Annotated in this window: 13 protein-coding genes; 10 read left to right on the plus strand and 3 right to left on the minus strand. The window is 59.1% G+C overall.

Features of this window, described 5'->3' with window-relative positions:
* Window positions 1-89 precede the first annotated feature (89 nt).
* From V6M90_RS03150 to V6M90_RS03160, 3 genes are all read left to right on the plus strand, one after another.
* On the plus strand, window positions 90-530 hold the full coding sequence (locus V6M90_RS03150; RefSeq protein WP_003173077.1) for a CBS domain-containing protein: 441 nt from the start codon (window positions 90-92) through the stop codon (window positions 528-530).
* A gap of 8 nt (window positions 531-538) precedes the next feature.
* The gene (locus V6M90_RS03155) at window positions 539-1,384 is read left to right on the plus strand and encodes an NAD-dependent protein deacetylase (RefSeq protein ID WP_003173076.1); all 846 of its coding nucleotides are present in this window, start codon (window positions 539-541) and stop codon (window positions 1,382-1,384) included.
* Between the two features lie 510 nt (window positions 1,385-1,894).
* A complete protein-coding gene (locus V6M90_RS03160) occupies window positions 1,895-2,224 on the plus strand; it encodes a hypothetical protein (protein ID WP_003173075.1) in 330 nt (109 codons plus the stop codon).
* 59 nt (window positions 2,225-2,283) lie between these two features.
* Here the strand turns inward: V6M90_RS03160 and V6M90_RS03165 are convergent, their stop codons facing one another.
* Entirely contained in the window at window positions 2,284-3,186 is a 903-nt protein-coding gene (locus tag V6M90_RS03165) for a LysR family transcriptional regulator (RefSeq protein ID WP_003173074.1), read from the minus strand.
* Window positions 3,187-3,323: 137 nt separating this feature from the next.
* Here V6M90_RS03165 and V6M90_RS03170 point away from each other — a divergent pair, with 137 nt between their 5' ends.
* The 3 genes from V6M90_RS03170 to V6M90_RS03180 are packed head-to-tail and all read left to right on the plus strand — an operon-like array spanning window position 3,324 to window position 5,909.
* Window positions 3,324-4,022: a CoA transferase subunit A gene (locus V6M90_RS03170; RefSeq protein WP_003173073.1), complete on the plus strand. Its 699-nt coding sequence runs from the start codon at window positions 3,324-3,326 to the stop codon at window positions 4,020-4,022.
* 34 nt (window positions 4,023-4,056) lie between these two features.
* Entirely contained in the window at window positions 4,057-4,716 is a 660-nt protein-coding gene (locus V6M90_RS03175) for a CoA transferase subunit B (protein WP_003173071.1), read from the plus strand.
* A gap of 11 nt (window positions 4,717-4,727) precedes the next feature.
* Window positions 4,728-5,909: an acetyl-CoA C-acetyltransferase gene (locus V6M90_RS03180; RefSeq protein WP_003173069.1), complete on the plus strand. Its 1,182-nt coding sequence runs from the start codon at window positions 4,728-4,730 to the stop codon at window positions 5,907-5,909.
* Between the two features lie 170 nt (window positions 5,910-6,079).
* On the opposite strand, the gene V6M90_RS03185 is transcribed toward V6M90_RS03180, so the two are convergent.
* On the minus strand, window positions 6,080-6,499 hold the full coding sequence (locus V6M90_RS03185) for a PaaI family thioesterase (protein WP_003173068.1): 420 nt from the start codon (window positions 6,497-6,499) through the stop codon (window positions 6,080-6,082).
* Between the two features lie 157 nt (window positions 6,500-6,656).
* On the opposite strand from V6M90_RS03185, the gene V6M90_RS03190 reads away from it, so the two are divergent.
* Complete coding sequence (locus tag V6M90_RS03190) at window positions 6,657-7,451, plus strand: DUF4349 domain-containing protein (RefSeq protein WP_141064852.1); 795 nt, start codon at window positions 6,657-6,659, stop codon at window positions 7,449-7,451.
* On the opposite strand, the gene V6M90_RS03195 is transcribed toward V6M90_RS03190, so the two are convergent.
* Window positions 7,452-8,537: a DUF1615 domain-containing protein gene (locus tag V6M90_RS03195; RefSeq protein WP_332846064.1), complete on the minus strand. Its 1,086-nt coding sequence runs from the start codon at window positions 8,535-8,537 to the stop codon at window positions 7,452-7,454. It abuts the gene before it with no gap.
* Window positions 8,538-8,681: 144 nt separating this feature from the next.
* Between V6M90_RS03195 and V6M90_RS03200 the strand changes: the two genes are divergently transcribed.
* From V6M90_RS03200 to V6M90_RS03210, 3 genes are all read left to right on the plus strand, one after another.
* Window positions 8,682-9,296, plus strand: coding sequence for a LysE family translocator (locus tag V6M90_RS03200; RefSeq protein WP_332846065.1), 615 nt, complete (start codon window positions 8,682-8,684; stop codon window positions 9,294-9,296).
* A gap of 201 nt (window positions 9,297-9,497) precedes the next feature.
* Complete coding sequence (locus V6M90_RS03205) at window positions 9,498-14,138, plus strand: RHS repeat-associated core domain-containing protein (RefSeq protein ID WP_332846084.1); 4,641 nt, start codon at window positions 9,498-9,500, stop codon at window positions 14,136-14,138.
* Between the two features lie 3 nt (window positions 14,139-14,141).
* Window positions 14,142-14,774, plus strand: a complete 633-nt coding sequence (locus V6M90_RS03210; RefSeq protein WP_042944458.1) for a hypothetical protein — start codon at window positions 14,142-14,144, stop codon at window positions 14,772-14,774.
* Window position 14,775: the final 1 nt, after the last annotated feature.

Consider the following 14,775-nt stretch of genomic DNA (forward strand, 5'->3'; position numbering starts at 1 on the left):
TAACGCCGCATTGGACCTTGCTACGGCGGGTTCGGTCTAGGATTCTGTAGGGGATCTGGACTACCTACAACAACACCGGAGTGGCCGCCATGAAGACCGTCGCACAATTGCTCAAAGCCAAGGACCATAAAAACCAGGACGTCCACACCATCAAATGGGACCACACCGTGTTTGAGGCGCTGGTGCGGATGTCGGAAAAAAACGTCGGGGCCTTGCCGGTGGTCAAGGGTGACGTGGTGGTGGGCATCATCAGCGAACGTGATTACGCGCGCAAAATCATGCTCAAGGGCCTGTCGTCAGTCACCACCAAGGTGCATGAAGTGATGAGTTCGCCGGTGATCACCGTCGATACCCATAAAAGCGTCGAAGAATGCATGAACATCATGACCGACAGTCACCTGCGCCACCTGCCCGTGGTCGAAGACGGCAAACTGCTGGGGCTGCTGTCCATTGGTGACCTGGTCAAGGAAGCCATCGCCGAACAGGCCGCGTTGATCAAGCAGTTGGAGCAATACATTCGCGGCGAATAGGAGAACCCATGCTCGATACCCTGGCCTATCAGGAAGACGATCTCGACACCCTGCACAGGACCATGGCCGAACGGCGCTTTCTGGTGTTGACCGGTGCGGGGATCAGCACGCCATCGGGAATCCCCGATTACCGTGACAGCGAAGGCGTGCGCCGTGGCAAGGCGCCGATGATGTACCAGGAATTCCTGGCCACCCCGCAAGCACGGCGCCGTTACTGGGCGCGAGCGATGCTGGGGTGGCCGCGAGTACGTATCGCCCAGCCGAACGACGCCCACCGGGCACTGGCAACCCTGCAACAGCGCCAAAGCATCACCGGCCTGATTACCCAGAACGTCGACACCCTGCATGATCAGGCCGGCAGCCATGATGTGATTGAGTTGCACGGCAGCCTGCACCGTGTGCTGTGCCTGGATTGCGGGCAGCGCAGCGAGCGCGATGTGATCCAGCGGATGATGGAGATGGATAACCCCTACCTGGCCGGCGTCGATGCCGTGCAAGCGCCCGATGGCGATACCTTGCTCGACCCCGCGTTCGAAGAGCGCTTCCAGGTGCCGCGTTGCCCCCATTGCGAGGGTCAACGTCTGAAACCGGATGTGGTGTTTTTCGGCGAGAACGTTGCACAGCCGACGGCGGCCAAGGCCATGGCGGCGGTGGAACATGCCGAAGGGCTGCTGGTGGTGGGCTCGTCGCTGATGGCCTATTCGGCGTTTCGGCTGTGCAAGGCAATGGTCGAACAAGGCAAACCGGTCATTGCCATCAACCTGGGCAAGACCCGTGGGGATGAGCTGTTACAGGTGAAGATCGAGGCGTCGTGCGAGGCGCTGTTGCCGCTGCTTGCCAAGCGACTCGGATAGTCCGCCTCGACATGGGTTTGTGCTGAATCCAGCCCCTCACTCAAGCGACCCACCACGCCAGAAAATGACGCTCAAGTCACATTTCCATGCATGCCCCCGCCCCGCCTGAAATTTATGTAGTGAACAAAAATAATCACTACATAACCGTTGACGTAACCTTTTTGTCCTTGCATGATCTAGACGTCTCCCGCATCGGGAGCGTTGGTAACAGGTGTTTTGAAAGCGCTCGTCTGACCGCCGAGCTGTTTTTTCCGGATGTGCACTGCCCACAAGGCAGATTGATGAAGCTGACCTGCTCCGAAAGGGATGGGTACAAGGAGCTCAAAGGCTGCTTGTCTTCGTTATGAATGCATTGCGTAGCAGTTCATCAGCAAAACTACATGCATCAGGTTCAAGACCCTGCCCGTATTCGGCAGACCGTCACTGACGCCCGGCGTTTAACGCCGGAGACAACTAAGCAGTTTTAACGGAATCAACTGATAGATCGCCAACTGGTCAAGGGGCTTACACATGAATCTGAACAATCAACCTACTATCGATGAATTGGCTGAGATGTTCGCAGCGCAGAAAGACACACTCGACGATCATATTCTGTGGGTAGGAAAATCGGGCGAAGTGCAAATTGACTGCCTGGCGCCCCATACCGAAGAAGCCGAGTTTGACCGCAATCACCGTGAGCTGGCGGCGCGCCTGAAGATGTACCGCCGTGGCCAGGGTTATGTCGGCAAGAAGGCCGCAGCCGATCGAAACTTTATCGAGCAAGTATTCGACACACTTAACAATGCCTGGGAATCTTTCAAGGATAACTCGCAAGTTAAGGTGATCGACCGCTATTACTAAGTAACAACTCGACTGACAACAACGAGGGGAGCTGATAGCTCCCCTCGTTGTTTTAAGCCTCAAAAAGTTGGAAACCGGCCTTTCCTCGCTTCATCCCGAAAAATATCAAACAACACCTGCGCCGCCGCCGACAGTTCGTGCCCTGGTTTGGTCAATACACCAATCGGTCGTTCGATCACCGGGCTGTTCAAGGTGATGCAATGGGCCCCTGCCTCCTCCATTTGCTGCGCACACAACGCCGGTACGGCACTGACGCCAAGGCCGCTGGCAACCATCTTGCCCACCGTCGCCAGTTGGTGGCTTTCCAAGGCCACGGGCAGCTTCATCTGCAAGGCACCCAAGTGCTCTTCCAGCATGACCCGCACGGTGGACGGCCGCTGCAAGGTGATGAACGGTTGTTCCAGCAAGGTTTTCCAGGTGATCTCGTCACACTGCGCCAATGGCGAATCACTGGGCACCACCGCGATGAAGCGGTCCAGATACAGCGGTGTGAAGGCCAATGAGGAGCCCTGCGCAGGCTCGAACGCCACGCCCAACTCCACCTGGCGGTCGCGGACCATCTCCAGCACCTGCTCATTGATCAAGTCATGCACCGTCACATTCACCTGGGGGTAACGTGCGCGGAATATCTTCAGGATCGGCGGCAGCAAATTGCCCGCAAACGAGGGCATCGCCGCCACCGTGACCCGCCCACGCTGCAGGGTGAAACGTTGGCGCAGTTCATCTTCGGCATTGTCCCAATCGGCAATCAAGCGGCGGGCCAACGGCAACAGGGATTCACCTTCCGGGGTCAGGGCCACGTTGCGGGTGTTACGGCTGAACAGGCGCCCGCCCAGGCCTTCTTCCAGCCCCTTGATGGTCAGGCTCAGCGCCGACTGGGACAGGTGCAGGCGCTCGCACGCGGCGGCAAAACTCAGGCTCTGGGCCACGGCCAGAAAGGCACGCATTTGTTTGACCGTCATGGCGCTGCTCCGGAAAGGGATGAACTATGCTGTTTTCTAAATCAATCAACCTAAAAAAACAACTTAACAAATCAATCTGTCGGCGCAACACTCGGTTCATTGGCTGGCCCACATACAATAAATAGAGGTGCATGCACATGGCAGGTTTCGATAAACGCGTGGCGTCCTACGAGGAAGCGCTGGCAGGCCTGGAGGACGGCATGACTGTGCTTGCCGGCGGTTTTGGCCTATGCGGCATTCCGGAAAACCTCATCAATGAGATCAAGCGCAAAGGCACCCGCGACCTGACAGTGGTTTCCAACAACTGCGGCGTCGACGGTTTCGGCCTGGGCGTGCTGCTGGAGCAAAAGCAGATCAGCAAAGTGATTGCCTCCTACGTGGGTGAAAACGCCCTGTTCGAGAAGCAATTGCTCAGCGGCGAAATCGAAGTAGTCCTCACCCCCCAAGGTACCCTGGCGGAAAAAATGCGCGCAGGCGGTGCCGGCATCCCGGCCTTCTTCACCGCCACCGGTGTCGGCACCCCCGTCGCCGAAGGTAAGGAAACCCGCGAATTCAACGGCCGCCCGTATCTGATGGAAGAGTCCATCACCGGTGACTTTGCCATCGTCAAAGGCTGGAAAGCCGACCACTTCGGTAACGTCATCTACCGCCACACCGCCCAAAACTTCAACCCACTGGCCGCCACCGCCGGCAAGATCACCGTGGTCGAAGTCGAGGAAATCGTCGAACCGGGCGAGCTGGACCCGGCGCAGATCCACACCCCTGGCATCTACGTCGACCGGATCATCTGCGGCACGTTCGAGAAGCGCATCGAACAGCGCACCGTGCGCAAATAATCTGCCCCCAGCCCGAACAATAAGGACGCATAACATGGCTCTTACCCGCGAACAAATGGCTCAACGCGTCGCCCGCGAAATGCAGGACGGCTTCTACGTCAACCTCGGCATCGGCATTCCGACCCTGGTGGCCAACTACATCCCCGAAGGCATGGAAGTGATGCTGCAATCGGAAAATGGCCTGCTCGGCATGGGTCCGTTTCCGACCGAAGAAACCATTGATGCCGACATGATCAACGCCGGCAAACAAACCGTGACGGCGCGTATCGGCGCATCGATCTTTTCCTCCGCCGAGTCCTTCGCGATGATTCGCGGCGGCCACGTCGACCTCACCGTGCTCGGCGCGTTTGAAGTGGACGTGCACGGCAACATCGCCTCGTGGATGATCCCCGGCAAGCTGGTGAAGGGCATGGGCGGCGCCATGGACCTGGTGGCCGGCGCGGAAAACATCATCGTGATCATGACCCACGCCTCCAAGGACGGTGAGTCCAAGTTGCTCAGCCAATGCAGCCTGCCGCTGACCGGTGCCAACTGCATCAAGCGTGTACTGACGGACCTTGCGTACCTGGAGATCGAGAATGGCGCTTTTGTCCTCAAGGAACGCGCACCTGGCGTCAGCATTGAAGAGATTGTGAGCAAGACCGCCGGTAAACTGATCGTCCCGGACCACGTTCCGGAAATGCACTTCCAGTGAGGACAGACTCCATGCAAGACGTCGTGATTGTTGCTGCCACCCGCACCGCCGTGGGCAGCTTCCAGGGTTCGCTGGCGAATATTCCGGCACCGGAACTGGGCGCCGCCGTGATCCGTCGCCTGCTGGAGCAGACGGGCCTGGACCCGGCCCAGGTCGATGAAGTGATCCTCGGACAGGTACTCACCGCAGGTTCAGGGCAGAACCCGGCGCGCCAGGCCTCGATCCTCGCCGGCCTGCCCCACGCCGTACCGAGCCTGACCCTGAACAAGGTCTGCGGCTCGGGCCTCAAGGCCCTGCACCTCGGTGCCCAGGCAATCCGTTGCGGCGACGCTGACGTGATCATCGCCGGCGGCATGGAAAACATGAGCCTGGCCCCGTACGTATTGCCCGCTGCGCGCACCGGTTTGCGCATGGGTCACGCCAAGATGATCGACAGCATGATCACCGATGGCCTGTGGGATGCGTTCAACGACTATCACATGGGCATCACCGCCGAGAACCTGGTGGACAAGTACGGCATCAGCCGCGAAGCCCAGGATGCCTTTGCCGCCGCGTCCCAGCAAAAAGCCAGCGCGGCGATTGAAGCCGGGCGTTTTGCCGACGAAATCACGCCGATCCTGATCCCCCAGCGCAAAGGCGACCCGGTAACCTTCGCCGTGGACGAGCAACCGCGTGCCGGCACCACCGCCGAATCCCTGGCCAAACTCAAGCCGGCGTTCAAGAAAGACGGCAGCGTCACCGCCGGCAACGCCTCCAGCCTCAATGACGGCGCCGCAGCCGTGCTGCTGATGAGCGCCGACAAGGCCAAAGCCCTGGGGCTGCCGGTTTTGGCGCGCATCGCCAGCTACGCCAACGCGGGTGTCGACCCCGCCATCATGGGCATCGGCCCGGTTTCGGCTACCCGTCGATGCCTGGACAAGGCCGGCTGGAAGCTCAGCGAGCTGGACCTGATCGAAGCCAACGAAGCCTTCGCCGCGCAATCCCTGGCGGTGGGCAAAGAGTTGGAGTGGGATGCCGACAAGGTCAACGTCAACGGCGGCGCCATCGCCATCGGCCACCCGATCGGCGCCTCAGGTTGCCGCGTGCTGGTGACTCTGTTGCACGAGATGATCAAGCGCGACGCCAAGAAAGGCCTGGCAACGCTGTGCATCGGTGGCGGCCAAGGCGTAGCCCTGGCCCTTGAGCGCGGCTGATAAAAGAGCAACACAGTAAAGGCCCGTTGTGGCGAGGGAGCTTGCTCCCATTGGGCTGCGCAGCGGCCCCCTTCGACAAGAGCAACACTGGAAAGGCCCGGTTCCACGAAAACCGGGCCTTTTCTTTATCCGGTAGACCTGAAAAAACCCCCTCCCGCACCAGATCCTCGTTACCTGTCAGATTGAGGCACCGCAAACACCGCACTCGCCCGCGCCACCACCTTCTCCCCCACCTGCAGGCTCACCGTGGCAAACGCCATCTGCCGCCCCCGCTTGTGATGCTCCAAGCGCACCACGATCCACTCCCCGACCTGTACCGCCCCCAGGTAATCCACGGTCATGCTCGCGGTAATCAACGGCAACGGCGGCTCGCTGGAAAACGCCATGGCGTAGCCCATGCCGATATCCGCCAACGTCGCCAGCACCCCGCCATGCACGGTGCCGCGCCCGTTGGCATGGCGATTGTCGGCGCGCAGGCCGATCTCCAGGTGCAGGCCGTCACCCCGGCAGTACACCGGGCCCAGCAGATCCAGCAACGGACTGCTGCGGGGCAACGAGACAAAACCTTCGGGCACAGTGTGAGTAATCATAATGAGCTGTTCCTTGGCGTCAGGCTTGAGGTGTACGCCCGCTCCCGAATCCCGGCCACCACCATCAGCCGTGCAAATCTTGCGCGATACTTTGCGTTAATCCGCCAGACCCGCTTTAATCGCCGCCAATTGCTCTCGCACACCTCAAGGAACCGCAATGCGCCACCTGGACGGCACCCCTCGCCCGTTTCGCATACCTCTGTTGTTCTTACTGACCGGCCTGATGCTGGCCGGCTGTTCGCCCAAGGACCACTCCCGCGCCGCCGCCGTCAACGGCGAGCAAGGCCGGGCCGGCGCGCAACTGGCCTACGAACATGAACTGACCCTGGCCCTGCCTGGCGCCCTGCTCGCACCGCGCATGCAGGCCACGCGCGAGGCCTGCGAAACGGCGCGGTTCGGCGCCTGCAATATCCTCGGCATCAGCGAAGACAGCAGCGGCGGCGAGATCATCCTGCGCATCGCGCCCACCGGTGTGGAACCGATGGTTGCCCTGGCCGCTGAAGGCGGCACGCTCGGCCAGCGCATCACTACCGCCGAAGACCTGGCCGACGTTGTCGCCGACGTGCGCCGCCGTCAGGAGCGCCTGCAAGCCCAGCAGCAACGCCTCGACGAACTGGCCAAGCGCAAGGACATCACCGTCAGCGACCTGATCGCCTTGAGCAAGGAACAGGCCGCCATCGAAAACGACCTGCAAGCGCTGGCCCAGGTCGCGGCCGGCCAGCAACGTCGCCTCGACACTAACCGTGTCACCCTGAATTTCCGCTCCTCGGACGGGGCGAACCAACCGTCACGCTTGAGCCGGATGTTCAGTAACCTTGGCACGAATATGCTGGAAGGCACCGCTGACGCCCTGGAACGTGCCAGTTACGTGCTGCCCTTTGTGATCCTGGCGTTCCCGGTGGTCTGGTTGTGGGTGTGGCTGTGGCGCAAGTTTGTGCGCCGCCGCCCCTGATCAGCGCTTCATACAGCGCTGATAGCGCTCATCCACGCGCTTGGCGAACCAGGCGGTGGTGAGATTGCGGGTGATCTTCGGGCTCTTGAGCACAATGCCCGGCAGGATCGCCCGTGGCATCGGCGTGCCGTTGGCCTTGTCGGCCAGGGCAAACACGCGTTTGTAGAGGGTGGTGTCTTCAAAATCCAACCGCTCGCCCTGCTTCAGTTGGCTGCGGATGCTGGGGTTACGCATGTCCAGCCTGGCGCCCAGAGAACGTACCGCCAGTTCGGTGGTGCCGGGCAGCAACGAGCCATAACGGATCAAGTCCCCATCCAGCGCCAGCTCAGTGCCCGAAGCCCGGCTGACCGCCGCCTGGAACGCGGCATTGCGACTCGCGTACCAGCCGGCATTGAAGTCGGCGAAGCGGTACAGCGGCTGGTCGTAGTTCACCGGATAACCCAGCAAGTGGGCGATGCCGAAGTACATGCCGCCACGCCGGGTGAAAACCTCCCGACGAATCGTGCCGTCCACCGTGTAGGGATAATCCCGCGCCTGTTGCTGCGCAAAGTCGATGCTGACCTGCATCGGGCCGGCGGTATGCACCGGATTGAAGCCGCCAAACAGGGTGTTGCCCAAGGGCACCATGCTGATGAAGTCATCGAAGATGCCGCTGAGGTCTTTCTCGGTGCGCGCCGTGCTCAACCGCTCGGCGTAAGACTTGCCGGTGGGCGATTTCAATTGCAGCGCGCTGTTCACCACGAACGCAGGCACATGCACCTTGCCGGCCCGGCGCAGGATTTCGTCCTGGGCGATCTTGCCCATGTTCGGCACGGGTGGGTCGACCTGAAACGTCGACTCCTGCTCGGTTACCGCCAGCACGGCGCAGATGTTCTCGGTACTGGGGTAGATCTTCTGGGTATCGAAGGCGGTGTAGATGTCCTGGGCCCAGCCGTTACGGTCCGCTACCTTGGCCGGCAGCAAGCGCACGATCTGCGCCTTCACCTCGGCCTCGCTGCGCTCCGGCTGCTGCGGGCCGCGTGAAGTGGAGCAACCGGCCAGCACCAGCCAGGGGGTGAGGCACAGAATCAGGCGGCGTAGGGACATTGGGCTTCCTTGAAGGCGATGGGCCGGGCGTTGCCGATATGGACCGGTAAGTCTAACGCGGGTTCGCCAACTTGCCCTCTCGCCAGCACCGACTGAACGTGACAGGATCTTTCATCACCCATTCGTACAAGGAGTTTGAATGCCATGCTTAGCCTGAACTTCCTCGTCACCTGCCTGATCGTCGTGCTCATTCCCGGCACCGGCGTGATCTACACCATTTCTATTGGCCTCACCGCCGGCAAGCGCGCAAGCGTGTGCGCCGCGCTGGGCTGCACCGCCGGGATCATCCCGCACCTGCTGGCCTCGACCCTCGGCCTTTCGGCCCTGCTGCACACCAGCGCCCTGGCGTTCGAAGCGCTGAAATTTGCTGGGGCCGCGTACCTGCTGTTCCTGGCGTATGCCACCTGGCGCGACCGTTCGGCCTTCGCCATGAATGACACGCCGGTGGTTTCCACAGCACGCAGCCTGATAGTCCGTGGCATCTTGTTGAATATTCTCAACCCCAAACTGACGCTTTTCTTCCTGGCCTTCCTGCCGCAGTTCGTGACGCAAGGTAGCACCGCCCCTGCCGCACAAATGCTGGTGCTGAGCAGTGTATTTATGGCGATGACGTTTGCGGTATTTGTGCTGTACGGCTTGCTGGCCAACGTGTTTCGCCGTGCGGTGATCGAGTCACCGCGCGTGCAGAACTGGCTGCGCCGCAGTTTTGCGGCGGCGTTTGCGGGGCTGGGGTTGAATTTGGCGTTTGCACAGCGCTAAAGGCTTTTTGTAGCTGACGATAACCGCTGAAACATCCCACGTAAGCGCCGGATAAGCTCTACTCCCCCGCCCTGAGAACCGCTGCAAAGTCCCTCGCCTGAATACACAGTGCGAGGGAGTGCAGATGGTTTTTGTCGTAATGGCCCTGGTTGATGGGGCGGTGTCTTGAACCCGGCCATTGGCCGGCTGGCCCTGACCCCAATGGACGTCAAGACAGTCGATATCGACGGCGTCTTGCGTGATTTTCGTGACTGCCTGAATACGTTTGACGACTGGGCCGAGCGCTTTTGGAGCTTCTCGGCACTGGATATCGAGCAGGTATTCAAGGTGGGCGATGAGGTGGCCTTGGCCGCCCCCATCAACCGCTCGCTCTTTCCCAGCACCACCGTCGCCACATGCCCGGCCAACGGCACCTTGACCCTGGTGCACCTGTTTCAAAGCACGCAGTTTGTGCCCATCGGTAATACACCGGTGGTACTGCAACGCATCGACCCAAACGGTGGCCCGCTGGGCGAGCCGATCCACAAGACCATTGGCCCGAGCGGCGTTCTCGAAGTCAGCGAGTGTGACCGCAACCAGCAGTACCGAATCAACTTCTATCCCAACGTTTCCAGGGATCACGTCAAGGCGCTGTATGCGTCTTATCGGTCGGTGATCGCGGGGCTGGACACCCGCCTGCGTGAAGCGTGGACCACGACCTTCCAGGACCAGTGGAAAGACTATGCCGACGCCAAGCCACTTGATCGGCGCCGAATGCTGGAAGCGGCGTTTATCAGCGGTCTTGGAAAAGCCCTCTTCAACCTGTGGGACAACGTCACGCAGGTGTATGAGCTGCTATTGGACCTAAAGGTCAACAGCGAAAAGTTGCTGCAGTACATCTCCCAGCCCGAACTCGATGAGCTGCTGGCGCTCGGCAGCGACACGATTGCCAACGGTTTGCTGGTGCTCAGCGATGAACCGCTGCTGTTTATCTACCTGTCGGCGATGGTCAGTTGGATGCGCATGTTGCCGCCGCCGCAGATGAATGAACTGTGGGGAGAGATCACCGGCGAGGTGCTGATCAATCTGCTGTTGATGCGTGCATTGGGTGCGATGGGGATCGCAGTACGGTTGGGGGCTCAGGTGCTGGGCTCGATCAAGTCCGCCCGGGCGCGTGAGTTATTGGAACTGCTGGCCAAGCAGATTGTGGGGCCGGGCCTTGAACCGCATATCGCAGCGGCCAGGCCATTGCTGCTGGGCAGTGTGGCGACGCCGGTCAAGACGGTTCCGGTTGCGCCGTTGAAAGTTGGGGAGCAGGTGGTTTCGAACCCTGTTCCGTTGGTTCGTAGCAAGTCTCAGCGGACGGTGTTGGTCAGGCAGGAGCATGTCGACGATGTGCCTGTTTCGGGGAAAAACCCGAACGGGGATGCGGCGGCTGCTTCGGATAAGACCGTGACCAATGGGTGCCCGGTGTCGATGGTGACCGGGGAGGAACTGCTCACGCTCACTGACGGCACGTTGGACGGGATTTTGCCGTTTGAGTGGACGCGGCTGTATCGCACCAGTGCGGTGGAAGTGGATGTTGGGTTGGGGTTTGGTTGGAGTCATTCGCTGGCGCAGCGGTTGGTGGTTTCAGGCGATTCGGTGGTGTGGACGGACCATGAAAACCGTTCGACTGAGTTTCCGCTGCCTACTGAGGCGCGACCGGCGATCACCAATAGCCTGGCTGAAGCGGCGATTTATTTGGGGTCTTCGCCGGATGAGTTAGTGCTGGCCCAAGCGTTGCGGTTTTATCACTTTCGCGACGGTGTGCTGTTCTCGATCAGCGATGCGTATGACAACCGGCTGCGGATTGCCCGGGATTTTATGGGCCGTATTGAGCGGTTGGATAACGGCGTCGGCCGCTCGTTGTGTTTGCGCTATGAGCTGGGCCGCATTGTGGCGGTGGATTATCAGGTTCAGCGGGCCAAGGGATATGAGCCTTACGAATGGGTGACGGAGCAGAGCGTTGTTTCCTACGCCTATGACGACTTGGGACGACTGGTTTCGGCGACCAATGCGGTAGGTGAAAGCGAGGTTTATCGGTACGACGATCAGCACGTCATTCTTGAGAGGGGCTTGGCCGGTGGGGCGAGTTTCTTTTGGGAGTGGGAAAAAACTGGCAAGGCGGCGCGGTGTGTACGGCACTGGGCCAGTTTTTCGCAGATGGACACGCGGTATGTGTGGGGTGACGACGGGCGCGTCACGGTGCATAACGTCGACGGCAGCCAGGAAGTGTATGTCCACGATGACCGTGCACGGTTGGTGCAGCGTGTTGATCCGGATGGCGCCGAGCACTTCAAATCCTACGACAACAAGGGCCGGCTGACGGTCGAGCAGGATCCGCTGGGGGCGGTGACGGCGTATCAGTACGACGACGCTGGACGTTTGGTGGCGGTGTTTCCGGGGGAAGACGAGCCAACATCCTACGAGCATGACAATGGCTTCGTATGGGTTGTAAGGCGTGGTGAGGCGCTTTGGAAATATGAGCGCAATGACCAAGGCGATGTCATTCGCAAGACCGACCCTGACGGTACTTCCACGGACTACAGCTACAACAAATATGGGCAACTGACGGAGGTTTGGTATCCGGATCACAGCTGTCATCGCTTGCTCTGGAACGAACGCGGCCAGTTGCTTGAAGAGCAACTGCCGAACGGCGGCATCAAGCGCTATCGCTACGACGATCTGGGCCGCCAGATCGCCCGCGAGGATGAACAGGGCGCGCTGACCCAATACCAATGGGACAGCGTCGGCCGGCTGATTCGCATCGTGTTGCCAGGCGGTGCCACGCGCGAATACAGCTACAACCCCTACGGCAAAATCACCGCCGAACGCGACGAACTCGGCCACGTCACCCGTTACGAATACGCCGATGGCCTGCACCTGATCAGCCGTCGCATCAACGCCGATGGCACTCAGGTCAAATACCGCTACGACAACGCTCGATTGCTGCTCACCGAAATCGAAAACGAAATCGGCGAAACCTATCGATTCAACTATCACGCCAACGGCCTGATCCAGCAGGAAATCGGCTTCGACGGTCAACGTACCGCCTACGTCTACGACCTCAACGGCAACCTCCAGGAAAAAACCGAACACGGCGACGACGGTCGTCAGCTAGTTACCGTTTACCAGCGCGATCACGCCGGCCGCCTCGTACGAAAAACCCTGCCCGATGGCAGCAAGGTTGATTACGCCTACGATCGCCAGGGCAACCTCCTCAGCGTCGACGACGGCCACTGGGCGCTGGCCTACGAATACGATCCACAAAACCGCCTGACCGCCGAACATCAGGGCTGGGGCACCTTGCGCTATGGCTACGACGCCTGCGGCCAACTGCAACACCTGCGCCTGCCAGACAACAATCGCCTGGTGTTCAACCACGCCAAAGGCGGCCACCTCGCCACCGTCGAGTTAAACGGCACACTGCTCACCTCGCACCTCTTCAAAGCCGGCCAGGAACACCAACGCCAACAAGGCCAACTCCTCAGCCACTACCACTACGACGACCAGCACCGCCTGCACGCCCACACCATCACTCAACAAGAAAACTACGTTTACCAACGCCACTACGACTACGACCCATCCGGCAACCTCACCCGCCTCAACGACACCCGCAAAGGCGAACACCACTACCGCTACGACCCGCTCAACCGCCTCACCCACGCGGACCACTCGCAAGACCAGCAAGAACACTTCGCCCACACCCCGGCCGGCAACCTGCTGATGCAAGACCGCCCCGGCCCCGACATCGTCGCCGGCAACCGCCTGATGATCCAGGGCGACCGGCACTACGACTACGACGCTTTCGGCAACCTGATCCGCGAACGGCGTGGCAAAGGGCATCAACTCGTTACCGAGTACCGCTACGACTGCCAACACCGCCTGATCGGTATTACGCAACCCAACGGCCAAACGGCGAGTTACCGCTATGACCCGTTTGGGCGGCGCATCAGCAAAACCGTCGAAGGCATCACCACGGAGTTTTTCTGGCAAGGCGACAAGCTGATCGCCGAACACCATGCGGATCGACATCGCAGCTATCTCTACGAACCGGACAGTTTCCGGCCTCTGGCTCTACTGGAAGGCTTCGGACCAAGCGAAACAAAATCCTACCACTACCAACTGGACCACCTCGGTACGCCGCAGGAACTCACCGCTCCAGACGGCGAAATCGTCTGGTCCGCCCACTACCGCGCCTACGGTGAAATCAGCCGCCTCGCCGTCGGAAAAGTCGACAACCCGCTGCGCTTCCAGGGCCAGTACTTCGATCCGGAAAGCGGGCTGCACTACAACCGCCATCGCTACTACAATCCAGATATTGGTCGCTACCTGACGCCTGATCCAGTGAAGCTGGCGGGCGGGATCAACGCCTATCAGTACGTGCCCAATCCTACGGGGTGGGTTGATCCGCTAGGGTTGAGCAGGTGTCCGGGAGAGGATGGATGTAAACCCAAAAAACGCCCAGAAAATCCGGCGGAAAACGTTAAAGTCAATGAGGGTGACGTTGAGATACCCAAAGGCTTTGATACCAAGCTTTCTAGAAATGGAGCTCTTAAAAGGGCAAAAAAAATTGGAGGTGTACCTAAGACTCAACATCCCGAACGTGTTTACCGAGAGACCATCACTGACCAAGATCGCTACATTCAAGGAAGGGTTTACGAGTTCAAATTACTTTATAGAGATGTAGAAATTCGTGAACATTCGTTAGGTCATGAAAAAGGCAATCATGCTCCACACTTCAATACCGAGGTAACCGTAGAGGGTGTAAAAGTTCCGTTAGACATCGGCACTGACTCCCATACGTATTTTAAAAGGTGATCAATGGACACAGTCTTCATACACAAAACCGGTATACACCCCTGGGCCTACCCACATCCAACAGAAGACCAAGGGTATGTCACGATCACACTCCTTAATCAAGACTTTGAAAGCGTATGGAAAACTTGGCTCGCCCTCGCATTAGTGTTGAAACATGAGTGGCCAGTGATACTCACTTGGTACACCACGAGGGCTCCCAAATACAGCAAGACACAGGAGTACCTAGCGTTAAAGCGCTTTGCGAAAAGCGCAGCGCCCAAAGACATATTCAGAAAAAATGAAGAAACCTCAATTTATTCAGGAGTAGAGCATCTAAACACCAATCCAGAACATATAGATCCAAACAAGTTAAAGACATATCGTAGCCATGTAACTTTAATGACAAAACAAGACTACCAAGCAGAGCTATTGTGGCAGCGGCTAAGTCATTTAAAATACATTTCCACAACTGACGACTTGAAATTAATATTGGCAGATGAAGAAATTTTGGCATTCAGATTTTATGACAGTGAAACACATGGCGTCGCTCAAATCATATGTCACTCTATACATGCACCCAGACTAGAACATGCGATCAGCACCTTAAACATCAAGGAAATCCCCCACACAGGGGTGTACGAATACATTCACAGCTAAC

It is taken from the genome of Pseudomonas lactucae (assembly GCF_036688725.1).
In the GTDB taxonomy this organism is placed as follows: domain Bacteria; phylum Pseudomonadota; class Gammaproteobacteria; order Pseudomonadales; family Pseudomonadaceae; genus Aquipseudomonas; species Aquipseudomonas lactucae.